At 76.5% G+C, this 21,297-nt stretch carries 23 protein-coding genes; 6 read left to right on the top strand and 17 right to left on the bottom strand.

The genetic code is table 11. The features are described from left to right. Positions 1-5 precede the first annotated feature (5 nt). Positions 6-425: a RidA family protein gene (locus ABWI07_RS40065; RefSeq protein ID WP_149258378.1), complete on the top strand. Its 420-nt coding sequence runs from the start codon at positions 6-8 to the stop codon at positions 423-425. A 76-nt stretch (positions 426-501) separates the two neighbouring features. On the opposite strand, the gene ABWI07_RS40060 is transcribed toward ABWI07_RS40065, so the two are convergent. From ABWI07_RS40060 to ABWI07_RS40050, 3 genes are all read right to left on the bottom strand, one after another. Next, complete coding sequence (locus tag ABWI07_RS40060) at positions 502-1,077, bottom strand: TerD family protein (protein ID WP_149258377.1); 576 nt, start codon at positions 1,075-1,077, stop codon at positions 502-504. A gap of 143 nt (positions 1,078-1,220) precedes the next feature. After that, positions 1,221-3,026 (bottom strand): acyl-CoA dehydrogenase family protein, encoded by a 1,806-nt coding sequence (locus tag ABWI07_RS40055; RefSeq protein ID WP_353821720.1) that lies wholly within the window; start codon positions 3,024-3,026, stop codon positions 1,221-1,223. Beyond that, complete coding sequence (locus ABWI07_RS40050) at positions 3,023-4,054, bottom strand: ACP S-malonyltransferase (RefSeq protein ID WP_353821719.1); 1,032 nt, start codon at positions 4,052-4,054, stop codon at positions 3,023-3,025. The genes ABWI07_RS40055 and ABWI07_RS40050 overlap by 4 nt, the downstream gene beginning before the upstream one ends. Positions 4,055-4,201: 147 nt before the next feature. Here ABWI07_RS40050 and ABWI07_RS40045 point away from each other — a divergent pair, with 147 nt between their 5' ends. Together ABWI07_RS40045 and ABWI07_RS40040 are read left to right on the top strand one after the other, a co-directional pair. Next, a complete protein-coding gene (locus ABWI07_RS40045; protein WP_353821718.1) occupies positions 4,202-5,260 on the top strand; it encodes a 3-oxoacyl-ACP synthase III family protein in 1,059 nt (352 codons plus the stop codon). A 113-nt stretch (positions 5,261-5,373) separates the two neighbouring features. Continuing rightward, complete coding sequence (locus tag ABWI07_RS40040; protein WP_353821717.1) at positions 5,374-6,336, top strand: SgcJ/EcaC family oxidoreductase; 963 nt, start codon at positions 5,374-5,376, stop codon at positions 6,334-6,336. Between the two features lie 88 nt (positions 6,337-6,424). On the opposite strand, the gene ABWI07_RS40035 is transcribed toward ABWI07_RS40040, so the two are convergent. Both ABWI07_RS40035 and ABWI07_RS40030 read right to left on the bottom strand, forming a co-directional pair. Then, complete coding sequence (locus ABWI07_RS40035; RefSeq protein ID WP_149258373.1) at positions 6,425-6,865, bottom strand: DoxX family protein; 441 nt, start codon at positions 6,863-6,865, stop codon at positions 6,425-6,427. A gap of 113 nt (positions 6,866-6,978) precedes the next feature. After that, on the bottom strand, positions 6,979-7,848 hold the full coding sequence (locus tag ABWI07_RS40030; protein ID WP_353821716.1) for a LysR family transcriptional regulator: 870 nt from the start codon (positions 7,846-7,848) through the stop codon (positions 6,979-6,981). A 71-nt stretch (positions 7,849-7,919) separates the two neighbouring features. Between ABWI07_RS40030 and ABWI07_RS40025 the strand changes: the two genes are divergently transcribed. Beyond that, positions 7,920-8,687 (top strand): SDR family oxidoreductase, encoded by a 768-nt coding sequence (locus ABWI07_RS40025; protein WP_353821715.1) that lies wholly within the window; start codon positions 7,920-7,922, stop codon positions 8,685-8,687. 24 nt (positions 8,688-8,711) lie between these two features. On the opposite strand, the gene ABWI07_RS40020 is transcribed toward ABWI07_RS40025, so the two are convergent. The 9 genes from ABWI07_RS40020 to ABWI07_RS39980 all read right to left on the bottom strand — a co-directional run bounded on the left by ABWI07_RS40020 (position 8,712) and on the right by ABWI07_RS39980 (position 16,600). Continuing rightward, positions 8,712-9,347 (bottom strand): DUF6058 family natural product biosynthesis protein, encoded by a 636-nt coding sequence (locus tag ABWI07_RS40020; RefSeq protein WP_353821714.1) that lies wholly within the window; start codon positions 9,345-9,347, stop codon positions 8,712-8,714. Positions 9,348-9,405: 58 nt separating this feature from the next. Beyond that, the gene (locus ABWI07_RS40015) at positions 9,406-10,815 is read right to left on the bottom strand and encodes a hypothetical protein (RefSeq protein ID WP_353821713.1); all 1,410 of its coding nucleotides are present in this window, start codon (positions 10,813-10,815) and stop codon (positions 9,406-9,408) included. Continuing rightward, positions 10,812-11,288 carry a hypothetical protein gene (locus tag ABWI07_RS40010; RefSeq protein ID WP_353821712.1) on the bottom strand — a complete coding sequence of 159 codons (477 nt, stop codon included), beginning with the start codon at positions 11,286-11,288 and terminating at the stop codon, positions 10,812-10,814. Before ABWI07_RS40010 ends, ABWI07_RS40015 begins: the two co-directional genes overlap by 4 nt. Next, positions 11,285-12,430, bottom strand: coding sequence for a molybdopterin-dependent oxidoreductase (locus ABWI07_RS40005; protein ID WP_353821711.1), 1,146 nt, complete (start codon positions 12,428-12,430; stop codon positions 11,285-11,287). The genes ABWI07_RS40010 and ABWI07_RS40005 overlap by 4 nt, the downstream gene beginning before the upstream one ends. Then, positions 12,427-13,059 carry a class I SAM-dependent methyltransferase gene (locus ABWI07_RS40000; RefSeq protein WP_149258367.1) on the bottom strand — a complete coding sequence of 211 codons (633 nt, stop codon included), beginning with the start codon at positions 13,057-13,059 and terminating at the stop codon, positions 12,427-12,429. The genes ABWI07_RS40005 and ABWI07_RS40000 overlap by 4 nt, the downstream gene beginning before the upstream one ends. Continuing rightward, positions 13,056-13,730: a TIGR04282 family arsenosugar biosynthesis glycosyltransferase gene (locus tag ABWI07_RS39995; protein WP_353821710.1), complete on the bottom strand. Its 675-nt coding sequence runs from the start codon at positions 13,728-13,730 to the stop codon at positions 13,056-13,058. Before ABWI07_RS39995 ends, ABWI07_RS40000 begins: the two co-directional genes overlap by 4 nt. Continuing rightward, positions 13,727-14,395 carry a glycosyltransferase family 2 protein gene (locus tag ABWI07_RS39990; protein WP_353821709.1) on the bottom strand — a complete coding sequence of 223 codons (669 nt, stop codon included), beginning with the start codon at positions 14,393-14,395 and terminating at the stop codon, positions 13,727-13,729. Before ABWI07_RS39990 ends, ABWI07_RS39995 begins: the two co-directional genes overlap by 4 nt. A 37-nt stretch (positions 14,396-14,432) precedes the next feature. Continuing rightward, positions 14,433-15,458 carry an NAD-dependent epimerase/dehydratase family protein gene (locus ABWI07_RS39985; protein ID WP_353821708.1) on the bottom strand — a complete coding sequence of 342 codons (1,026 nt, stop codon included), beginning with the start codon at positions 15,456-15,458 and terminating at the stop codon, positions 14,433-14,435. Between the two features lie 83 nt (positions 15,459-15,541). Then, positions 15,542-16,600, bottom strand: a complete 1,059-nt coding sequence (locus tag ABWI07_RS39980) for an aminotransferase class V-fold PLP-dependent enzyme (RefSeq protein WP_353821707.1) — start codon at positions 16,598-16,600, stop codon at positions 15,542-15,544. A gap of 84 nt (positions 16,601-16,684) precedes the next feature. Here ABWI07_RS39980 and ABWI07_RS39975 point away from each other — a divergent pair, with 84 nt between their 5' ends. Next, positions 16,685-17,593: a LysR family transcriptional regulator gene (locus tag ABWI07_RS39975; RefSeq protein WP_149258363.1), complete on the top strand. Its 909-nt coding sequence runs from the start codon at positions 16,685-16,687 to the stop codon at positions 17,591-17,593. A 45-nt stretch (positions 17,594-17,638) separates the two neighbouring features. On the opposite strand, the gene ABWI07_RS39970 is transcribed toward ABWI07_RS39975, so the two are convergent. Next, on the bottom strand, positions 17,639-18,415 hold the full coding sequence (locus ABWI07_RS39970) for an IclR family transcriptional regulator (protein WP_160160870.1): 777 nt from the start codon (positions 18,413-18,415) through the stop codon (positions 17,639-17,641). Positions 18,416-18,475: 60 nt separating this feature from the next. On the opposite strand from ABWI07_RS39970, the gene ABWI07_RS39965 reads away from it, so the two are divergent. After that, the gene (locus ABWI07_RS39965; RefSeq protein WP_235036665.1) at positions 18,476-19,852 is read left to right on the top strand and encodes a cytochrome P450; all 1,377 of its coding nucleotides are present in this window, start codon (positions 18,476-18,478) and stop codon (positions 19,850-19,852) included. Here ABWI07_RS39965 and ABWI07_RS39960 read toward each other — a convergent pair. Together ABWI07_RS39960 and ABWI07_RS39955 are read right to left on the bottom strand one after the other, a co-directional pair. Beyond that, the gene (locus tag ABWI07_RS39960) at positions 19,849-20,220 is read right to left on the bottom strand and encodes a VOC family protein (protein ID WP_353821706.1); all 372 of its coding nucleotides are present in this window, start codon (positions 20,218-20,220) and stop codon (positions 19,849-19,851) included. The genes ABWI07_RS39965 and ABWI07_RS39960 overlap by 4 nt on opposite strands. 90 nt (positions 20,221-20,310) lie before the next feature. Beyond that, complete coding sequence (locus tag ABWI07_RS39955) at positions 20,311-21,264, bottom strand: helix-turn-helix transcriptional regulator (RefSeq protein WP_353821705.1); 954 nt, start codon at positions 21,262-21,264, stop codon at positions 20,311-20,313. Positions 21,265-21,297 lie beyond the last annotated feature (33 nt).

Raw genomic sequence — 21,297 nt, 5'->3', positions numbered from 1 at the left:
TTGTGATGAGCGACGAACCGCGCCCCGCCAACCGCCAGATCGACGCGCCGGGCCTCGCGCCGGGCCCCGGATACAGCCACGCCGTCTCCGTCGACGTGCCCGGCCGGCTGGTGGTGGTGAGCGGCCAGATCGCGCTGGACTCGGCCGGGAACCTGGTCGGCCCCGGCGACCTGGAGGCCCAGACCCGGCAGGTGTTCGCCAACCTGGAGACCGCGCTCACCGCCGCCGGCGCCCGCTGGGAGCACGTCGTGCGGCTCGGGTACTTCCTGCGGGACGTGAGCGGCGTCGGGGTCGTGCGGGCCGTGCGCGCCGAGTTCGTCCCCGAGCACGTCGCGCCCGCCGCGTCGCTGGTCGAGGTGTCGCGCCTGGTCCGCGACGACCTGCTCGTGGAGATCGAGGCCCTCGCCGTCGTCCCCGCCCGCTGACCCGCTCTGCCCCTCCGGCAGGACGTGAAAAGGGGCGCCCCCGCGATGGGGGCGCCCCTTTTCACGTGCGGGCAGATCAGACGTTGACCCCGAAGTCGGAGGCGATGCCCGACAGGCCCGAGGCGTAGCCCTGGCCCACCGCGCGGAACTTCCACTCGGCGCCGTTGCGGTACAGCTCGCCGAACACCATCGCGGTCTCGGTCGAGGCGTCCTCCGAGAGGTCGTAGCGCGCGATCTCGCTGTTGTCGGACTGGTTCACCACGCGGATGAAGGCGTTGCGGACCTGCCCGAAGCTCTGCTGGCGGCTGTCGGCGTCGTAGATCGACACCGGGAAGACGATCTTGGCGACCTCGGCCGGCACGGCCGTCAGGTTCACCTTGATCGCCTCGTCGTCGCCCTCGCCCTCGCCGGTGAGGTTGTCGCCGGTGTGCTCGACCGACCCGTCGGGGCTCTTGAGGTTGTTGAAGAACACGAAGTGCTGGTCCGACAGGACCTTGTTCTCCGCCGAGCACAGCAGGGCGCTGGCGTCGAGGTCGAAGTCGGTACCGGTCGTGGTCCGCACGTCCCACCCGAGTCCGACCACGACGGCGGTCAGTCCGGGGGCCTCCTTGGTCAGCGAGACGTTGCCGCCCTTGCTCAGACTGACTCCCACTGTGTCTACCTCCGTATCGGCTGCGGGCGCCATCACCCGCGTTCGGTCTGTCTAACGAGAACGGTAGCCACCTTGCGCTGGTTCCCCCGCCTCCTTCGCGAATTAGGGGCGTGGCGTGCCGTTTCTTCCCGCGCCGGGGGCTTTCAGACCAGGAACGCGGCGGGCGCGGTGACGGGGGCGGGCAGCTCGAACGCGGCGGCCAGCTCCGCCGCGCGCGGCGCCAGCTCGTCGCAGGTGCGGCGCCGCGCGGCCCACACCTCGTCCAGGAACCCGGGCGGGACGACCCCCTCGTTGAGCAGGCCGGCCGCGCGGCGCTCCAGCCGGTCCAGGGCGTGCAGGCGCAGGACGGGCCCGAGCGCGCGCGGCCCGGCGCCGTCGGCCGCGGCGAGGATCTCCAGGATGACCCGGTCGGCGCAGGCGGTGGCGGTCCGCGCGGCCAGCGCCAGGTTGCCGTTCCAGGCGGTGAAGGCGTCCTCGCCGCCGCGCAGGGCCGCCTCGACCCGGCCCGCGAGCCGGTCGCGCATCCGGCGCTCGGCGTCGCGGGCCAGGAACAGCCACACGCGCGGGGAGTCCAGGTCGCCGTCGTCGGGCGGCCCGAGCCCGGGTTCGGGCGGGACGTAGCGGTCGAGGTCGGCCATCGCGCGGGCGGTGTCGTAGAGGATGAGCTCGTTGTCGCCGCCGGCGTTCTGGTAGGCGTGCGTGAGGCCCCGGTAGGCGTTGAGGCGCTCCACGGCGGCGAAGCCGGGGGCGCCGCTGTGCACCCGGCATGCCGACACCGTCTCCTGCGCCTGGACGGTCGCGGCCGCCTTCAGCAGCGCCAGGTCCCGGTCGACCGCCGACCACGGCGCCCAGGCGGTGGACGGGCCGCCCTCGGCGGCAGCGGCGCCTTCCGCGGCCCCGCCCGCCGCCGGGCCCGGGGTGGTGACGTGGGCGGCGACGGCGGTGAGGGCGTAGGCGGACGCGATCGCCCCGAGCACCGCCTCCTGCTGGTTGCGGTAGTCGGTCAGCGGGCGGCGCGGCGCGAGCCGGCCGAGGGTGGCGCGGCCCGCCGAGTGGGCCAGCAGCATCCCGGCCGACGCCCGGGTGATCGCGGCGGAGGCGGAGATCACCGCCCGCCACACCGGCGGGGCGATGCCCATCGAGCGGGTCAGCCGCGCCGCCGCGGACCCCGCCGGGTCGTGGAAGGCCCCGTCGGCGCCGATGCTCGCGCCGTCGCGCAGCCACGCCTCGTAGGGGACGCGGACGTCCTCCAGGAGCACGGCGGCGTAGTCGACCTGCAGGCCGGTGGTCTCCGGCGCCGGGACGATCCGCACGCCGGGCGGGACGGCGCCGCCGGGCCCGCGCAGCGGGACCGCGAACACGAACACCCCGCGCTCCTCGCCTCCGTGGACGAGGGTGGCGTAGACGGCGGCGGTCTTGGGCAGGTCCGGGTGGGCGGTGTTGGTGGGGAACTTGGCGGCCCGGGAGTCCGGCGTGCTGAGCACGAACCCGCCCGTGGCGGGGTCGTGGCGGGCCACGGTGCGGGGCGACAGGTGGCTGTTGCTGCGTCCGACCTCGGTCATCAGCAGTGTCCCGAACGAGGCCATCGACTCCAGGGACTCGCGCGCCCGCCGCGCCCCGTCCTGCCCGGCGCCGAACCGCAGGATCGGGCCGAGCGCGAGGGTGTAGTGCAGCAGCATGAGGTGGAACAGCGGCGGGTCGGCGACCGCGGCGCGCTCCAGCAGCGCGCACAGCGCCGGAGGGTCGGCCAGCAGGTCGCCGGCGGGCGGGGCGGCCAGCCCGGCGCGGCGCAGCCGCTCGTAGGTGAGCGCGTGCCGGTCGGGCGCGGTGAGCCCGCCCGGGACGGTGAAGAACTCCTCGGGGACGGCCTCCTCCAGGCGGGCGCGCGCCTTGGCGTCCAGGGAAGCGCCGTGCACGAACTGGCGCAGGTCCTCGGCGTCGGTGTTCACGCGGGGTCCTTTCGCTCGCCGGACGGGCTGGCGGCGGGGGCGGCCTTGCCGGTCAGGCCGTGGCGGGGGCGGTCGCGCAGCGGCGCCAGCGTCCGCACGTCCGGGATGGTCAGCCGCGCGCACTGGCACAGCGCGTTGCCGGCGCCGGCCTCGGCGAACACCGTCGCGCCCGCCGCGTGGACGGCGCTCAGGGCCTCGGGCAGCCGGACGGGTTTGACGATGCAGTCGGCCATGGCGCGGTGCAGGTCGTCGTCGTCGCGGTAGGCGCGGCCGCGCACCGGGGAGTGGACCGTGAGCTCCAGGGGCCGCTGCGGGAAGCCGCGGATCATGGCGTACCACTCGTCGTCGGCGCCGGCCATCGCCGGGTGGTGGGACAGGTAGGGCACGGCGAGCCGCACGGCGTTCACGCCCTGGCCGCGCGCGGCCTCCAGGACGGCGTCCAGCGGCCCGTCGGGCCCGGACACGACCGTGGCATGCGGGGCGTTCAGGCAGGCGACGACCACCTCCGGGGCGCCCGCGGCGTCGATGCAGGCGAGGGTGCGGTCCTCGCCGGCCTCCAGCAGGCCCATGCCGCCGCCTCCGCCGTGCCGGGCCAGGACGCCGACCGCCGCGACGGCCATGCGGGCGCCGTCGATGATCGCGAACGCGCCCCCGCAGACCAGCGCGGCGATCTCCCCGAAGCTCTGCCCGACCGCGAACGCGGGGTGCACGCCGTGCGCCCGCAGGGCGCGGTCCACGGCGACGGACGCGGCGTAGCCGGCGAGCTGGGCGACGCCCGGGGTGCGGGCCGCCTCCCGGTAGCCGCCGGGATCGTCCATGAGGATCGAGCGCAGGCTCGGCCATCCGTGGCGCGGCAGGCCCTCCTGCACGGCGTCCAGGACGTCGGCGACGGCGCGGGCGGCGCCGGGGCCGGTGCGGGCCAGGGCGGGCAGGTCGGGTACGCCCGCCGCGCCGGTGCCGGGGAACAGGAATGCGCAGGTGTCGCCGGGTTCGAGCTCGTCGGCCGGACGGAACGGGGGTGCGGGCACGCGGGGTCTCCTTACCTTGAAGGAAGGCTGCCTTTTCTATTAAGCCAACGGCCGCTTATTACTCGGTTATGGACCAAAACCCTGAAATGGGATTATTCACTTATGGGATGGGGCTGACAACCATCAATGGGGCGATAGGGAGGACACATGACCGTGCCCGACGCGCACCGGACGTCCCCGGCGGACGGCGGCCGAGCAGCGCGCGACGGCGGGCGGGGGTGGACGATCCTCGGAACCGGCGCCCACCTGCCCCGCGAGGTCGCGCACAGCGCCGACCTGTCCCGCTCCCTGGGCCTGGAGCCGGACTGGATCGAGCGGCGCACCGGGATCCGGCGGCGGCACGTCGTCGCGCCCGGCGAGGCCGCCTCCGATCTGGCCGCGGCCGCCGCCGACGCGGCGCTGCGCGCGGCCGGGCTGCGGGCCGCCGACATCGGCCTGATCGTGCTCGGCACCTCCACGCCCGACGTGATCGCCCCGTCCACCGCCTGCCGCGTGCAGGCGATGCTGGGCGCCGGCCGCGCCGCCGCGTTCGACATCTCCGCCGCCTGCACCGGGTTCGTGTTCGGGTTGCAGACCGCGATCGGCTGGCTCGCCACCCAGCGCGGCTCTTCCCCCTACGTGCTGGTCATCGGCGTGGAGGTGTACTCGCGGTTCCTCAACCGCGCCGACCGCGCCACCGCCGCGCTGTTCGGGGACGGCGCCGCCGCCGCGGTCGTCGGCCCCGCCCCGGCCGGGCACGGCATCGGCCCGATCACCCTCGGATCGGACGGCTCGGGCGTGGACGACGTGCTCATCCCCGCCGGCGGCAGCCGGCTGCCCGCCAGCGCCGAGACCCTCGCCGGGCTCGGCCACACGATCCACATGGACGGCCGCGCGGTCCGCGACTTCATCACCGCGGTCTTCCCTCGGCTGGTGGCCGAGGCGACCGAGAACGCCGGGGTCAAGCCCGCCGACCTGGCCCTGGTCATCCCGCACCAGCCGAACCCGCGGCTGGTCGCCTCGCTGGCTGGGGAGGCCGGGCTGGAGCCGGGCCAACTGGCGATCGTCGGGGACCAGGTCGGCAACATCGGCGCCGCCAGCATCCCCTACGCCCTCGACCGGGCCATGCGGACGCACCGGATCGGCCCCGGCGACCTGGTGCTGCTCGCCGGCTTCGGCGCGGGCCTGACCTGGGGGCACACCCTGCTCACCCTGCCGCCGCCCTGACCCTCTCATGCCTTGCCAGTTATATGCTGTTCCGGCTATGTTCGGTGGGGCGCGGGGCCCGGGCGCGGCGTCCGCGCGTCCGGGCCCGAACCACCGAGGAGAGGCGAGGCGAGATGAGCACCGGCGACCCGCACGCACCCGACGGCACCGCCACCCAGCGCGACGGGCGCGCCCTGCTGCGCTTCGAGCGCCGCCTGCGCCACCCGCCCGAGCGCGTCTGGAAGGCCCTCACCGACCCCGCCGAGCTGTCGGCCTGGCTCGCCGAGGCCGTCCTGGAACCCGCCGTCGGCGGCAAGTTCGAGCTGCGCTGGCTCAACGCCGGCGAAGCCGCCGAGGAGGCCACCGCGCGCGGCACCGTCACCGCGTTCGACCCGCCGCGGCTGCTGGAACTGGACTCCGACCTGCACGGCAGGCTGCGCTGGGAGCTGGCGCCCGCCGCCGAAGGGACGCACCTGGTGTTCACCAGCGACGTCCAGCTGCCCGGCGAGTTCCTCATCCGCACCCTCGCCGGATGGCACCTGCACCTGGACTACCTCGCCGAGGCCCTCGACGGCGCCCGCGTCGACTGGCCGAACTGGACCACCGCCCGCTGGCAGGTCCACCACGACCGCTACGCCGAGCGGCTCGGCGCGCTGGAGGCCGTCCGCGACCTGTACCGGCGCGTCCTGGACGGCTGGAACGCCCGCGACGGCGCCGCGTTCGCCGCCCCGTTCCGCGACGACGGCGAGGCGGTCGGGTTCGACGGCACCCTGCACTCGGGCCGCGCGCGGATCGCCGCGCAGCTGGACCGGATCTTCGCCGACCACCCCACCGCCCACTACGTCGGCCTGGTGCGCGACGTCCGGCTGATCGCCCCCGGCGCCGCCGTGCTGCGCGCCGTCGCCGGGATGGTCCCGCCCGGCTCGGCCGACCTGAACCCCGCCGCGAACGCGGTGCAGACCCTCACCGCGTCCCAGCTCATGGGCGAATGGCGAGTCGAGCTGTTCCAGAACACCCCGGCCGCCTACCACGGCCGCCCCGAGGAGGCCGAGGCCCTCACCGCCGAACTGCGCGCCCTGCTGCCCGGAAACGGCTGACGGCCGCCCCGCCGAGGGCACGCCGGACGGCGGACGGCCCGGAGCCCCTCGGGCTTCCGGGCCGTCCGCCGAACGGAGGTGTGCCGCGTCAGCGCTTCAGCGAGCGCAGCACCTCGCGGGACTCGGCGCGGCGGTCCCAGGCGACGGCGGCGAACACGACCGCGAACCCGACGGGCAGCAGCGCCCACGCCGGCTCCAGCACCAGCAGCTGGGTGAGGGCGGCGCCGGCCATCAGGCCGATCAGCCCGGTCGCGGCGAGCCCGGCCAGCCGCGGGACCACCAGCCCGATCGCGCCGGCCGCCTCGACGGCCCCGGTCACGTACCGGAACCACTGGCCCCAGCCGATCTCGTCGAAGGTGGCGACGGCGTCGGCCTGCCCGGCGAACTTCGGCAGCGCCGAGGCGAAGAACAGGAACGCGGCGAGCAGGATCTGCGCGCCCCACAGCACCTTGCGCAGCGTGCGGCGCTCCCCGGCGGAGGCGGCGGTGACGCGGGCGGCGGGGGCGGCGGTGTGGGTCTGGGCGCTCATGGCGGTGGTCCTTCCGTGCGGGTGTCTCATCGGCCTTTCACTGACGCGTCGCACGGGCGGCCGCCGGATCGACATTCCGCCGAAGATTTCCTCAGATATTTTTCGCGGCGGCATCAGCGCAGGTGAGAGGCGGTGAACGCGGCCGCGGCGGCGGTCGTGGCGCGCACGAACGCGGCCAGTGCCCGGGACCGGGACGCCTCGGACCAGGCGAGCACGAGCGTGGTCGGCGCGGCGTCGCGGACCGGCACCGCCGCCAGGTCGTCGCGCAGCAGCCCGCGCATCGACTCCGGCAGCACCGCGACCATCCGGCCGAGCGCGATGAGCTGCATCAGCTGGCCGCCGTCCCCGATCACGGGCCCGTCACCGGGACCCGCACCTGGACCCGCGCCGGGCGGGCGCCGCGGCAGCACCTCGCCGTCCAGGTCGGCCATCGACACCTCGGCGCGGCCCGCCAGGCGGTGCCCCTTGGGCACGACCACCACCTGCCGCTCCTGCATCAGCTCCTCGGTGGCCAGGCCCGTGACGTCCTGGCGCGGCGCGTACAGCAGGGCGGCGTCGGCGCGGCCGTCGCGCAGCGCGTCCGCCGCCCCGTACCCGAACAGCATCTCCACCGGCAGCGCCTCCGGTTCGCGCTCGTAGGCGGCCAGGATCCGTGGCAGCAGGCCGCCGCCGTCCCCGCCGGGCTTCATCGCCAGGACGAGCCGGGGCTCGTCGGCGCCGGCGCGCCGCGTCCGCCGGACCGCCGCCGCGACGGCCTCCAGCGCGGCGCCGCCCTCGGCCAGCAGGGTCTCCCCCGCCGGGGTGAGCGCCACCCGGCGGCTCGTGCGCTCCAGCAGCGGCACGCCCAGGCGCCGCTCCAGCCGGCCGATCGCCCGCGACAGCGGCGGCTGCGCGATGCCGAGCTTCTCGGCCGCCCGGCCGAAGTGCAGCTCCCGCGCCACCGCCAGGAAGTAGGTCAGCTCCCGCGTCTCCACCACATCCATTCCCTCAGGGTATTGATCGCGGCGGGATCGGTGTTGGCCCCGGTGCCGCCGCCGGTGGTGGGCTTCAGGGCATGAGCGCCACACCTGAGCACACCACCGAGACCGCCCTGGTGACCGGAGCCAACAAGGGCATCGGGTACGCCGTCGCCGAAGGGCTCGCCGCACGCGGCATGACCGTCCTGATCGGGTCCCGCGATCCGGGGCGGGGCGAGATGGCGGCCGCGTCGCTGCGCGAGGCGGGGCACGACGCCCGCGCCGTCGTCCTCGACGTCACCGACCAGGCCGCGGTCGAGAAGGCGGCCCGGGCGATCGCGGCGTCCCCCGGGCGCCTGGACGTGCTGGTCAACAACGCCGGCATCTCCGGCGGGGCGCTGCACTTCCCGGACGAGGCCGACCTGGACGTCGTGCGCCGTGTGTTCGACACCAACCTGTTCGGCGTGATCAGGGTGACCAACGCGATGCTGCCGCTGCTGCGCCGGGCCCCCGCGGCGCGGATCGTGAACATCTCCAGCGGCACGTCCTCGATGGCCGCCATGACCGACCCGGGCCACTACTTCTGGGACGTGCCGGGCTCGGCCGCCTACCCGGCCTCCAAGGCGGCGCTGAACATGCTGACGATCCAGTACGCCAAGCGGCTGCGGGGGTCGGGGATCCTGGTCAACGCCGCCGCGCCCGGCGCGTGCGCGACCGACTTCACCGTCGAGTTCACCCGCGCGACCGGCCGGACGACCACGCGCACCGCCGCGCAGGGCGCCGCCGTCGCGATCAAGCTCGCGACACTGGACGGCGACGGCCCCACCGGCGGGTTCTTCGACGACGACGGTCCCGTCGCCTGGTGACGACCGCGGCGGGCGCGCGGTCCATCAGGCCCTGACGGGTCGGGCGCCGGCGGGGTCGGGCGCCGGGCGCGGGTAGCGGGCCCGCATGGCGTCGATGCACAGGTCCCGCGACACCGGGCCCCCGAACCGCAGCCGGTCGTAGGCGGTGAACGGCGGCTCCAGCGCGTCGAGCTCGTCGACCAGCGCGTGCAGGCGGCGCGTCCAGGCCGGCGTCCCGGCGTCCGGCTCTCCCGGCGCCGCCTCGATCGCGGCGACCAGGGCGTCCTTGTACTGGATCGTGCTGGGTGTCACTGAGCGCAGGCACACGTACTGGCCCGACAGGTAGGCGGACCACTCCTGCCCGGCGGTGGTCTCGTCGTCCCAGTGCGCGCGGAACCACCCCTCCAGCGCGTCGACGCCGCCCGCCTGGTCGGCCAGGCCGAACAGGTCCGCCGGCACCATCTCGGCCCCGTCGGAGCGCAGATAGCCGGGCAGCGGCAGCCGGCCCTCCAGCATCAGCCGCCGCACCTCGTCGGCGTCGCGGCCGGCGGCGCGGCACAGGCCCTCCAGGTCGGTGTACCACGCGGTGGCGTAGGCGTCGTCGGCGGCGGTCATCGGGTGGTCGCCGTTGACCTCCCGGAACCGGTCGGCCAGCCGCTCCTTCAAATCTGTGTCGCTCATGCGCGGACGCTAACGCGCCATCGCTTCGGCGCCCGCCGAACCATGACCGCGCGGGGGCTCACCAGGGGGACAGCACGAGCGCCTGGAGGGCCAGCGCGGTCGCTGCCTGCGCGGCCAGCCAGCCCCTCGCCCCCGCGGAGGGGCGGTCCACGGCGGCGGCGACCGCGAGCCAGGCGGCGAACGGCACCCAGATCCGCTCGACCTCGCCCCGGGTCACGCCCGACAGGTCCAGGACCAGCACGCCGAGCAGCGCCGCGCCCGCCAGCGCCGCCACCGCCGCCGCGGGCGGGACCGTCCGGGCCGGCGCGTCCCGCCTCAGCACCTGCCGCCACGGCACGCCCCGCCGCAGGACGGCCAGGGTGCGCGGCAGCGCGTGCGCCACCGCCGGACCGGTCAGCAGACCCAGCACCGCCAGGTTGGCCGGCAGGAAGTAGGCGTAGGAGCGCTGCGCCGACCCGCGGCTGACCAGGTAGGTGTCCAGGGTGGCGCGGACGCCGTCGGGCCACCAGAACCCCAGCAGCGTGAAGGCGGCCGGGGCCACCGCCAGCCCCGCGCCGGCGGCCGTGAGCACCCGCGCCCGGGGACGGAGCAGCAGCACGACCGCGAGCGGCACCGCGTACAGCGGCAGCAGCCCGTAGCTCAGATACGGCAGGCACCCGAGCAGCAGTCCGCCCCCCACGGCCGCGGCGAGCGCCCGCGCCCCCGACCCCCGCGCGGCCAGCGCGAGCAGGGCCGTCCCCCAGGCCGCGACCGCGAGGAAGAACGCGTCCATCGCGGTGGCGACCCACACCGCCAGCGGCGCCAGCACCAGGAAGGGCACCGCGGCCCGCGCCGCCCGCTCCCCCGCCACGCACCGCACCGTGACCGCGATCGCCGCGACCGACGACGTCCCCGCCGCGATGACGAGCGCCGCCGCCCACCCGGTGCCGCCGAGGCCGGCCTTCTCCAGCGCCCACAGGACGAGCATCGGCAGCGGCGGATGCCCCCGCACGTGCGTGGTGTAGCCGCCGAGCCGCTCGGTGAAGGTCCGCAGCCACTCCAGCGGGTCGGGGCGCAGCTGCGCCAGGCCCGCCGGGTACTCGGTCGGCGCCTCCAGCGGCCCGGCGAGCGCGCCCCACCCGTCGGAGGCGGCCAGCGCCACCGTCCACGCGGCGGCCGACGCCCACGCGACCGGCGGCAGCGCCCGCCACGGCAGCCGGGCCGCCAGCGCGGGCAGCGCCGCCACGGCCAGGGCCGCCAGCGCCGCCGCCGGCAGCAGCCGCCAAGGCGGCGGCCAGCCCCGCGCCCGCGCGTGCAGCGGCGGCAGCGCGTCCTCGGTGGACAGGCCCGCGCGGCGCAGGTACCAGCCCACGGCGAAGGCCGCCGCGATCCCGGCCGCCCACACCGCGACGGCGACCCGTCCGGACCGGCCGCGCCCCTTCGGCGGCCCGGCCGCCTCCACCCGGCCGTGCGCGTCGGTGAGCGTCATCGCCCAGGCTCCTTCCGCGAGGGCTTCGGAGCGCGCGTCGCCCCGCCGTGTCTCCCGTCTCCGGCCGTGCGGTGCGCGGTGACCGCGCGGACCACGAGGGCGCAGGCCGCCGCGGCGGCGATGGCGCCCAGCACGATCGCCAGGTTGCGGCCGTAGGGCAGCGGCAGCCGGGACGGCTCGTCGGCGCGGCGCCCGTAGGCCAGCACGACGGGGATCGCGACGGCGGTCACGCAGGCGCCGACGACGAGCGCGGCGCGCACGATGCGCCGGTGCCCGGCCGGCACCAGGCCGGTGAGCGCGCCCGCGGCCAGCACCGCCGGGACCAGGACGGCGTCGTGCAGGACCGCCGCCCCCGCGAACCACTTCGCCCACCGGGTCACGGGGACATCGGTCACGATGCCGCGCAGCCCGTAGGCGATGAGCGCCAGCCCCACCGCGTACGCGGCCGCCTTCGACGCGGTCCGCGCGTTCACGAGACCACCAGCCGGTGGATCCATTTGGTCTGCATGACCCCGGGCCGGTTCGGGGCGATGAGGCGGCAGGGGTGGCCGTGGTCGAGGGCGAGGGGCGCGCCGTTCATGCCGAGGGCCAGCAGCGTCAGCGGGTCGTGCCAGTGCGGCGGAGCGACCAGGGAGGTGCGGTAGAGGCCCTGCCGCTGCAGCGACTCGACCAGCACCTGCGCGTCGTCGGCGACGCCGGCCAGGCGCAGCACGTCCCGCAGCCGCACGCCGTGCCAGGACGCCTCCACGCTCCAGCCCTCCACGCACGAGATCGGCAGCCGCACGGTGTGCTGCGGCAGCGCACGCAGGTCGGCCAGGGACAGGGTGACCTCCCGCGCGACGCGGCCGGTGACGGTGAGCCGCCAGCGGGGGTCGCGGGCCCGGGCGGTGACGCCGGTCGCGGCGGCCGACTTGTTGACCGGGACGTCCTGCGGCCCGGTGCCGGGGCGGCGGGGCGCCAGCACCGCCAGCGGCGCCAGCGGCGTGACGGCCTCCCCCACCGTGGTGAGCGCGACGACGCCGCTCGCGCCGGCGACGGTGAGCAGGAAGCCGCGCCGCCCGACGCCGTCCTGCGGGCGGGTCATCACGGTGCGGCGCGCTTTGGACCACTGGTCGGCGATGTGGACGACCAGCGCGCCGACCAGGATGTAGGCCGTCCAGTAGTGCGCGGTGGTGAAGTAGAACCGGAACGCGTACCAGTAGGCGACGTTCATCACCCCGGTGACGAACTGGAACAGCGCCGCGCCGACCAGGACGAACACCAGCAGCCGCTGCGCGCCGTGCACGACCGAGCGCACCGGTGGCCACTGCCACAGCCGCGGGTAGACCGTCCACAGCTTGGCCAGCAGGAGCGGGACGGTCGCCATCCCCCCGATGACGTGCACGCCCTGGGTGACCCGGTACAGGTTCACCGGCCGCGACGGCCACCGCATCCACCCTGCGGGCTGCTGCATGAAGTGGCTGACCAGCCCGGTCCCGAAGCAGACCAGCACGGCGGCGCCCAGGGCGATGCCGAGCCAGGAGGCGACCCGCTCGTCGTGCAGGCGGCTGGTGAACCGCCCCGGGACCGCGCGCAGCGCGGCGGCCGGGCCGCTCCTGCCGAGCGCGGTCCTCATGAGCGCGCGTCCCCGGAGCGCAGCGCGACGAACCATCGGTCGGCCTCCTCCCAGAACTCCGTCACGGTCGCGGCGCACGCGGCGGCCAGCCCGGTGACGGCGTCGGCGGACACGTGCGCCCAGGTGAACCACTCGCCGACCGACCGGTCCGAGCGCAGCCGCAGCGGCTCGGTGCGGGAGGCCGAGCCGGGCGGCCCGACCTCCGCCAGCACCTGCCCGCCGGGCGCCAGCAGCGCCAGGACGCGGCGCAGCAGCGCGGCGGGGTCGCCGCCGATGCCGATGTTGCCGTCGGCGAGCAGCACGGTGCGCCAGCGTCCGGTGCCCGGGACGCGGCCGAACACGTCCCGGCACAGGGCCGGGCCGCCCGCCGCGACCGTGAGCGCGACCGCGTAGGGGGCCAGGTCGATGCCCAGGACCGGCAGGCCGCGGCGGGCGAGCGCCACCGTCAGCCGGCCCGGCCCCGAGCCGACGTCCAGGGTGGCGCCGTCGCAGCGGTCCAGGAGGCCGCCGTCGCCGGGCCGCACGGCCAGCCAGTCGTGCACGGGCAGCGGGCGGCGGCGCCCGTCGGCGTGCTCGATCTCCACGGGGGCACGCCCCTGCAGCGCCTCCTCGTACAGTTCGCCGATCATGCCGGGACGGTCCGGTGGCCGAGGGCCCGCACGGCGGCGGCGAACCGGCTCCCCGGCGCGGCCGCGGCGACGGCCTCGGCGTCGGCGGGGGTGTCGACGTCGGTCAGCTCAGGCAGCGCCGCGATACGCAGCCCGGCGGCGCGCAGCCGCGCGAGCTGGACCGCCCCGGTGTCGGGGCGCGACATCGGGACGCCGCGCAGCAGCGCCGCGCTGGGGCGCCGCAGCCCGAGCAGCCAGAACCCGCCGTCTCGGGCGGGCCCGAACACCGCGTCGCGGCGGCCGAGCCCGCGGCGGGCGCGGTCGAGCAGCGCGGGGGTGACCTGCGGGGTGTCCATGCCGATCAGCACCACCGGGCGGCCGGCGTAGGCGTCGTCGAAGGCGTGGGCGAGGCGCTCGTCCAGGCCGCCGCCGCGCTGGGCGATGACGATGAAGCCGTCCGGCAGCCACGGCCCGGGGTCGCCGGCGAGCGCGAGGATCCGGCGGGCGGCCGGTGCGGCGGCGACGGCGGCGAGGGTGTCGCGCAGGGACGCCTCGGCGAGCGCGGCGGCCTCGGCGGGCGTGTAGGCGGGGGTCAGGCGGGTCTTGACCCGGCCGGGGACCGGCTCCTTGGCGATGACGACGACATCGGCGGAGCCGGGCTCGGGGCCGTCGGCCGCCTGCGTGCCGGTCATCGGGCGACCTCCGCCAGGACGCGCCGCATGTCGCGGACGGCGCGGGCCGTCCCGCCGAGCGTCCCGGTCACCTTCGAGGAGCCGGTGCGGGGGCGGTAGGCGACGTCGGTCTCCTCGATCCGCCACCCGGCGCCGGCGGCGCGCAGCACCATCTCCAGGGGGTAGCCGAACCGGCGGTCCCGCAGGCCGAGGTCGAGCAGGCCGTCGCGGCGGGCGGCGCGCATCGGCCCGAGGTCGCGCAGCCGGGTCCCGGCGCGCCGGTTCAGCGAGCGGGCCAGCACGGCGTTGCCGAGGCGGGCGTGCGGCGGCCACGCGCCCGGCCCGGTCGGGCGCCGCCGCCCCAGCACCAGCGCGCGGTGCCCGGCGGCCTCCAGGGCGTGGAGCCGCGCGACCAGGCGGGGCAGTTCGGCGGGGTCGAGCGAGGCGTCGGCGTCCATCACGCAGACGATCTCGGTCTCGGCGGCGCGCAGCCCGGCGTGGCAGGCGGCGCCGAAGCCGCGCTGCGGCGCAGGGACGACGCGGGCGCCGTGGGCGGCGGCCACGCTCGCGGAGTCGTCGGTGGAGGCGTTGTCGACCACCAGGGCCCGGAAGCCCTCGGGCATCCGGTTCAGCACCCAGGGCAACGCCTCGGCCTCGTCGAGGCACGGGAGAACCACATCGATCACAGCTCAGACGCTACTTTCGGTGACGGGGGAACGACCCTTACGAACTGGTGACGGGCGGCCGGGCGAACTCGGCCATGCCCTCGGCGAACGTCACCGCCGGGGAGAACCCCAGCTCGCGGCGGGCGCGGTCGGGCCGGGCGACGATGTGGCGGACGTCCCCGAGCCGGTAGCCGCCGGTGACGCGGGGCTCGGGGCCGCCGAACGCGCCGGACAGCGCGGCGGCCATGTCGCCGATGGTGCGGGGCTCGCCGCTGGCGATGTTGTAGGCGCGCAGCCCGCCGGGTTCGGGCGGCGCGGTGGCGACCCGCTCCAGCGCCAGCACGTTGGCGCGGGCGACGTCGCGGACGTGGACGAAGTCGCGGCGCTGCGCGCCGTCCTCGAACACCAGCGGCTCGTGCCCCTCCATCAGCCGCGACCGGAAGATCGCGGCGACGCCGGCGTAGGGGGTGTCGCGCGGCATCCGCGGCCCGTACACGTTGTGGTACCGCAGCGCGGCGACGGACCCGCCGGTGGAGCGCGCCCACGACGCGGCGAGGTGCTCCTGGGCGAGCTTGGTGTCGGCGTAGACGTTGCGGGGGCCGGGCGGGGTCTCCTCGCCGACGGCGCCGGGGGCGAGCGGATGCCCGCACGCCGGGCACGGGGGCTCGAACCGCCCGGCGCGCAGCGCGTCCTCGGGACGGGGGCGCGGGCGGACGATGCCGTGGGCGGCGCAGGTGTAGGCGCCCTCCCCGTAGACGACCATCGAGGAGGCCAGCACCAGGACGCCGACGCCGGCGCGGGCCATCTCGGCCAGCAGCACGGCGGTGCCCTGCACGTTGACGGAGGTGTAGTCGGGCAGGTCGGACACGTCCACGCCGAGGCCGACCTTGGCGGCCTGGTGGCAGACGGCGTCGACGCCCTCCAGCCGCCGCGCGACGGCCGCGGCGTCGCGGACGTCGGCGGCGGGGCCGCCGAGCCCGTCGGGGCGCAGGTCGAGGCCGCGGACCCGGTGGCCCGCGGCGGTCAGGGCCTCGGCGATGTGCGAGCCGATGAATCCGGCCGACCCGGTGAGCAGTACGTTCATGCGCACGAACGTAGGGCGCGCGGCCCGGCCGGGACCGCGTGGAAGGGCCGGTCAAGGCACCTTGTTCGAACCTTGTAAGAACTTCACCCGGCGGCGCGGAGGAGCGGGGCGAGCAGCCCGACGGCCTTGTCGACGTCGGCCTCGGTGGTGCTGAGGTGGAAGGCGCAGCGCAGCCGCCCGGCGCGGACGGCGGCGGCCACCCCGCCCCGGTGCAGCAGGTCGGCGGTGCCGTCCGGGACGGGCACCGACACGATCGCCGAGTCGCCCGGCGGGAGGCCGAGCCCGGCGGCGAACCGGCGCGCCAGCGCGACGTCGTGGTCGTGGATCGCGGGGACGCCGACCCGCTCCAGCAGTTCCAGGGCGGGGGCGTGCCCCGCCCAGCACTGCCACGCCGGGGACAGGTCCAGGCGGCGGGCGCCGCCTGCCAGGCGCAGCGGCAGCCCGTAGATGGAGTCCCAGATGTCGGCGCCGGCGTACCAGCCGGCGCCGATGGCGGGCAGGGCGTCCAGGGCCTCGCGGGTGCCGGTGAGGAAGCAGGTCCCGCGCGGGCCGAGCAGCCACTTGTAGCCGCCGGCGACCAGCCAGTCGACGCGGCCGGCGGGCAGCGGCAGCCATCCGGCGGCCTGGGTGGCGTCCAGCAGGACGCGGGCGCCGTGCGCGCGGGCGGCGTCGACGATGGCGTCCATGGGGGCGATGCGGCCGTCGGCGGACTGCACCGCAGACACCGCGACCAGGCCGGTGCCCGCGCCGACCTCCTCGGCGAGGCGCTCCAGCGGGACGGACCGGACGCGCAGGTCCGCGCGGGCGGCGAAGGGGAACAGCAGCGAGGTGAAGTCGCCGTCGGCGACCAGCACCTCGGCGCCGGCGGGCAGCGACGCCGCGACCAGCCCGGTGAAGTAGGACACCTGCGGGCCGCACGCGACCCGCTCGGCGGGGACGCCGATCAGCCGCGCGAACGCCTCCCGGGACCTGGTGACCGCCTCGTCCAGCGCGTCGGGGGACAGCAGCCCGGCGGCCCGGTCCCGTTCGGCCGCGAGCATCGCCTCGTGCGCGGCGCGCGGCGGCAGCCCGTAGGTGGCGGTGTTGAGGAAGGCGATGCCGGCGACGAACTCGCGCTGCGCGTCCCGCAGGGAAAGGCTCATGCCCCGATCGTGGCGCACCGCCCGCCCATAGCACAAAGTACGGTTTTCTTGGCGACCCATTAGTTCCGTTGATACCTTGCGGCGATGCTCGACCTGCACCGGGGCCGGATCCTGCGCGAGGTGGCCCGGCTCGGCTCGATGACCGCCGCCGCCCGGTCCCTGTCCTACACCCAGCCCGCGGTGTCGCACCACATCGCCCGGCTGGAGGCCGAGGTCGGCACCCCGCTGGTGGTCCGGCACGGCCGCGGCGTGCGGCTGACCGAGGCGGGCCGGATCCTGGTGGAGCACGTCGAGGACGTCCTGGCCCGCATGGACGACGCCGAGGAGCAGATCGCCGCGATCGCGGGGCTGCGCGCCGGGCGGGTGCGGGTGGCGGTGTTCCCGACCGCGGCGGGCGGGCTGCTGCCCGACGCCCTGGCGCGGCTGCGCGCCCGCGCGCCGGGGGTGTCGGTCACGCTGGTGGACGCCGAGCCGCCCGAGGCGATGGCGCTGCTGCGCGCCGGGGACACCGACATCGCGGTGGTGTTCCGGCACGCGTCCGCGCCGCCCGACACCGACTCCCGGTTCCGGGAGGTCGTGTTGTGCGACGACCCGCTGCGGCTGCTGGTCCCAGCCGCGCATCCGCTGGCGTCGGCGGAGCGGCCGCGGCTGGAGGACCTGGCCGGGGAGACGTGGGCGTCGGGCTGCGCGCGGTGCCGCGACCACCTGCGGTGGGCGTGCCGCAAGGCCGGGTTCACCCCCGACATCGCGTTCTCCACCGAGGACCATGTCGCGATCCAGCGACTGGTAGCGCGGGGCCTGGCCGTGACGACGCTGCCGGCGCTGGCGCTCGGCCTGCACACCGAGCCGGGCGTCGCGGTCCCCGGCGTGCGCGGCGTCGGCGGCCGCCGCATCAGCGCGGTCGTCCCGGCGGGCCCGCGGCCGCCGGCGGTCGCGGCGCTGCTGGACGAGCTCGCCGCCACCTCCCCCGGCGCGGACGGCCCGGGTGGCTGAGCGGCGGTCAAGGCGGCCGGGCGGCGGTCAGGGTCGGGCGGACGCCTAGGACAGGTGGCGGTGCAGGTCGGTGAGGCGGCCCGCGGCGGCGAGCACGGCCTCGGCCAGCACGGGCAGCCGGTCGTCGCCGAACCGCACCGACGGGCCCTGCAGCGCGACGGCCGCGAACACGCGCCCGCCGCCGTCGCGGACCGGCGCGGCCACGGCGCGGACGCCGGCGAGGCGCTCCTCGTCGTTGACGGAGTAGCCGCGCTCGCGGACGCCCTCCAGGTCGGCCTCCAGATCGGCGCGGGTGGTGAGGGTCGCCGGGGTGTGGCGGGCGAACGGCTCGTCCATCGCGACCGGGTCGTCGTCGAAGGCCAGCAGCGCCTTGCCCATCGCGCACGCGTGGACGGGGTTGCGGTCGCCGGGCGGCTGGTCGTAGCGCAGGGGATGCACCGACGGCAGGTGCAGCAGCACCGCGACCTCGTCGCCGGCCCGCACGCCGAGGCTGACCGCCTCGCCCGTCCCGTCGCGCAGCGCGGTCAGCTCGGGCTGCAGCAGCGTCGCGCCCATCCGCTCCAGCGCCAGGCGGCCGAGGATGGCGGTGGTGGGGCCGAGGAAGTACCGCTCGGTCGCGGGGTCCTGCGCGAGCATCCCGGTGTCGTGCAGGGCCCGCACGATGCGGTGCGCGGTGCTGACCGACAGGCCGAGGTGGTGCGCGACCTCGGTGGGGGTCTGCCGTTCGGCGTCCTCGAAGGAGCGGAGCACCGCCACGCAGCGGTCCACCGTCTGGGTGCCCGGCTTCGGTCGGCGGGGCCCTTCCGCGCGGTCGTCCGTCACGCGTCCCATCCTCCCACCGGGCCCGGCCCGCGCCTCGCCGGGGCGTGCCATAGTGGGCGCGTGGCACCCGAGATCCCGGTACGCGCGCCCCGTCCCTCCAAGGCCCGCACGGCGGGCGGAAGGGCCCGGGGGCCCTCGCCGTCGCTGACGGTCCGGCACGGGATCGGGTTCACGCTGAACCCGTGCGCGAGCCTGCTGCGCCTGCACGCCGCGGCGGGCCCGGTCGCGGTCGTCGGGACGCGCCGGATGCCGTTCGTGCACCTGTTCGGCCCCGACGCCAACACGTTCGTGTTCGCCAACTCGGGCCTGTTCCGCTGGCGGGAGGCGTTCGACCTGCTGGTCCCGGTGAACGGGGAGACCGCGCTGATCGTCAGCGACGGCGCCGACCACCGGCGGCGGCGCCGGCTCGTCCAGCCGGCGTTCCACCACCGGCGCGTCGCCGGGTACGTGGCGCGGATGGCGGCCAACACCGACGCGGCGCTGGAGTCGTGGCGCCCCGGCCGGACCCTGGACGCCTACGCCGAGCTGCGCGCGGTGATCCGCCGCAGCACCGTCGAGGTGCTGTTCGGCGACCGGCTCGCCGCCGACAGCGAGGTGATCGGGCGGCGCCTGCAGGTCGCGCTCGCGGCCGTGGACCGCAACTTCGTGCTGCAGATGGTGCTGCGTTCGGTCCCCAACCCCTACATGCGGCGCGTCGCGGCCTCCCGGGCGCTGGTGGCCCGGCGGGTGGACGAGGAGATCGAGCGGCGGCTGCGGGAGGGCGGCGAGCACGACGACGTGCTGGGCATGCTGCTGGCCTCGCGCGACGAGGACGGCGCGGGCCTGACCCGCCAGGAGCTCCAGGACCAGGTCATCAGCCTGATCTCGGCCGGCTACGACACCACCAGCGCCGCGATGGCGTGGGCGGTGTACGCGCTGCTGGCCCATCCGGAGGCCGAGGAGCGGGCGCGGCGGGAGGTGGCCGAGGTGGTCGGCGACCGGCCGGTCGAGGCCGCCGATCTGCCCGCGCTCGAGTACCTGGACGGGGTGGTGAACGAGACGCTGCGGCTGTTCCCGCCCGCCGTGCTCAGCGCCCGCGTCCCGGTCGAGGACTTCACCTACGGCGGGCACCGGGTCCCGGCGGGCGCGATGGTGTTCTACTCCCCGTTCGTCACCCACCGGATGCCGGAGGTGTGGCCGCAGGCGGGGCGGTTCCGGCCCGAGCGGTGGGACCGGTCGTCGGCGCTGTACCGCCCCACCACGCCCGCGACGTACCTGCCGTTCGGCGGCGGTCCGCACCGCTGCATCGGCTCGACGCTGGCGACGGTGGAGATCAAGACGATGCTGGCGTGCCTGCTGCGCCGCACCCGGCTGTCCCTGGTCTCCACCGCCGCAACGCCGACGAGCGTGACCGCGATGCGGCCGCGCGGCGGCCTGCCGGTGCGGGTGCTCGGCTAGTTCTGGCGGAGGCAGACGCAGAACGGGTGCCCGGCGGGGTCGGTGAGGACGCGCCAGCGGTCCCCTCCGGGCTGGAAGTCGGGCCTGCCGCCGCCGAGGCCGGTGACGGCCTCCTCGGCCTTGCCCAGGTCGTCGACGTAGAAGTCGAGGTGGAACTGCTGGGGCCGGTCCCCTTCGGGCCAGGTCGGCGCCTGGTGCCCGGCGACGCCCTGGAAGTAGACGTCCAGGCCGTTGGGCAGCTTGACGGCGGAGGCCTCGGGGGTGTCGTAGGTGACCTCGCCTCCGGTCACCGCCGCGTAGAACGCGGCGAGCGCCGGCGGCTCCGGGCAGTCGAGGGTGACGGCGGCGAATTCCGCGATACCGGGCATCTATCGGCTCCTTCGTGATCGGTATGCCCTCAGTCTTTCAGGGGAAGCTGACACCTTCTGTCAGGTACAGGGAACGCGTCGGCACCGGTGTCAGCGGGCGGCGCGGGCCAGGCGGTCGGCCATGGCCGCGACGCGGTCGCGCAGTTCGGCGGGCTCGCGGATCTCGAAGGCGATGTCGAGGTAGGCGATGCGCAGCGCCGTCCACTCCAGGGAGTCGGCGGAGGTCCGCAGCACGCAGGTCCGGTCGTCGACCGGTTCGACCTCGGTGCCGGTGACGCGGAACCGGTCGGCCAGTTCCTGCGCGGAAGCGTGCACGAGCAGCACCGCCCGCGTCGCCGGCTGCGACCCGGCCAGGAAGCGGGTGACGTACTCGGCGGTGTCGGCGGCGGGCAGTTCGCGCGGCGGGCGGCGGACGCCGGTCGGCAGCGGGGCGGACACGCGGTCGACGCGGAAGACCCGCCAGTCGTCGCGGCCGGCGTCGAACGCGACCAGGTACCAGCGCCGCCCCGCCGACACCAGGCCGTGCGGCTCGGCCAGGCGCCGGGTCTCCTCGCCGGCGTGGTCGCGGTAGGCGAAGCGGACGCGCTCGTGGTCGCGGCACGCCGCGGCCAGCACCGCCAGGGTCTCGGGGTCGGCGACCGGCCCGGCGGGCGGCGCGCCCAGCGTGGTGGTGGCGGCGTGCAGGGCCGTGACGCGGCGCCGCAGCCGCGCGGGCAGCACCTGTTCGAGCTTGGCCATGGCGCGCACGGACGCCTCGGCGATGCCCTCGACCGCTCCGCCGGTGGCGGCGCGCAGCCCGACCGCGATCGCGACGGCCTCCTCGTCGTCCAGCAGCAGCGGCGGCATCGCGGCGCCGGCCTCCAGCACGTACCCGCCGGCCGCGCCGAGCGTGGCGTGCACGGGGTAGCCGAGGCCGCGCAGCCGGTCGATGTCGCGGCGGACGGTCCGGGGGCTGACGCCCAGGCGCTCGCACAGCTCCGGCCCGCTCCATTCCCGGCGGGTTTGCAGCAGGGACAGCAGCCGCAGCAGACGTTCGGAGGACATGCCCCCAGTATGCGGAGAACGCGGCCAGGTTCT

Origin of the sequence: Actinomadura sp. NPDC000600, assembly GCF_040492135.1 — a bacterium.
Classification (GTDB): domain Bacteria; phylum Actinomycetota; class Actinomycetes; order Streptosporangiales; family Streptosporangiaceae; genus Spirillospora.
Note: the sequence above shows the minus strand (reverse complement) of the source record. Positions and strands in the feature narration are given on the sequence as shown.

Coding starts and splice junctions, on each gene's coding strand:
- ABWI07_RS40065 (WP_149258378.1), top strand. CDS start 6: ATGAGCGACGAACCGCGCCCCGCCAACCGCCAGATCGACGCGCCGGGC.
- ABWI07_RS40045 (WP_353821718.1), top strand. CDS start 4,202: ATGACCGTGCCCGACGCGCACCGGACGTCCCCGGCGGACGGCGGCCGA.
- ABWI07_RS40040 (WP_353821717.1), top strand. CDS start 5,374: ATGAGCACCGGCGACCCGCACGCACCCGACGGCACCGCCACCCAGCGC.
- ABWI07_RS40035 (WP_149258373.1), bottom strand. CDS start 6,865: ATGAGCGCCCAGACCCACACCGCCGCCCCCGCCGCCCGCGTCACCGCC.
- ABWI07_RS40030 (WP_353821716.1), bottom strand. CDS start 7,848: ATGGATGTGGTGGAGACGCGGGAGCTGACCTACTTCCTGGCGGTGGCG.
- ABWI07_RS40025 (WP_353821715.1), top strand. CDS start 7,920: ATGAGCGCCACACCTGAGCACACCACCGAGACCGCCCTGGTGACCGGA.
- ABWI07_RS40020 (WP_353821714.1), bottom strand. CDS start 9,347: ATGAGCGACACAGATTTGAAGGAGCGGCTGGCCGACCGGTTCCGGGAG.
- ABWI07_RS40015 (WP_353821713.1), bottom strand. CDS start 10,815: ATGACGCTCACCGACGCGCACGGCCGGGTGGAGGCGGCCGGGCCGCCG.
- ABWI07_RS40005 (WP_353821711.1), bottom strand. CDS start 12,430: ATGAGGACCGCGCTCGGCAGGAGCGGCCCGGCCGCCGCGCTGCGCGCG.
- ABWI07_RS40000 (WP_149258367.1), bottom strand. CDS start 13,059: ATGATCGGCGAACTGTACGAGGAGGCGCTGCAGGGGCGTGCCCCCGTG.
- ABWI07_RS39995 (WP_353821710.1), bottom strand. CDS start 13,730: ATGACCGGCACGCAGGCGGCCGACGGCCCCGAGCCCGGCTCCGCCGAT.
- ABWI07_RS39985 (WP_353821708.1), bottom strand. CDS start 15,458: ATGAACGTACTGCTCACCGGGTCGGCCGGATTCATCGGCTCGCACATC.
- ABWI07_RS39980 (WP_353821707.1), bottom strand. CDS start 16,600: ATGAGCCTTTCCCTGCGGGACGCGCAGCGCGAGTTCGTCGCCGGCATC.
- ABWI07_RS39975 (WP_149258363.1), top strand. CDS start 16,685: ATGCTCGACCTGCACCGGGGCCGGATCCTGCGCGAGGTGGCCCGGCTC.
- ABWI07_RS39960 (WP_353821706.1), bottom strand. CDS start 20,220: ATGCCCGGTATCGCGGAATTCGCCGCCGTCACCCTCGACTGCCCGGAG.
- ABWI07_RS39955 (WP_353821705.1), bottom strand. CDS start 21,264: ATGTCCTCCGAACGTCTGCTGCGGCTGCTGTCCCTGCTGCAAACCCGC.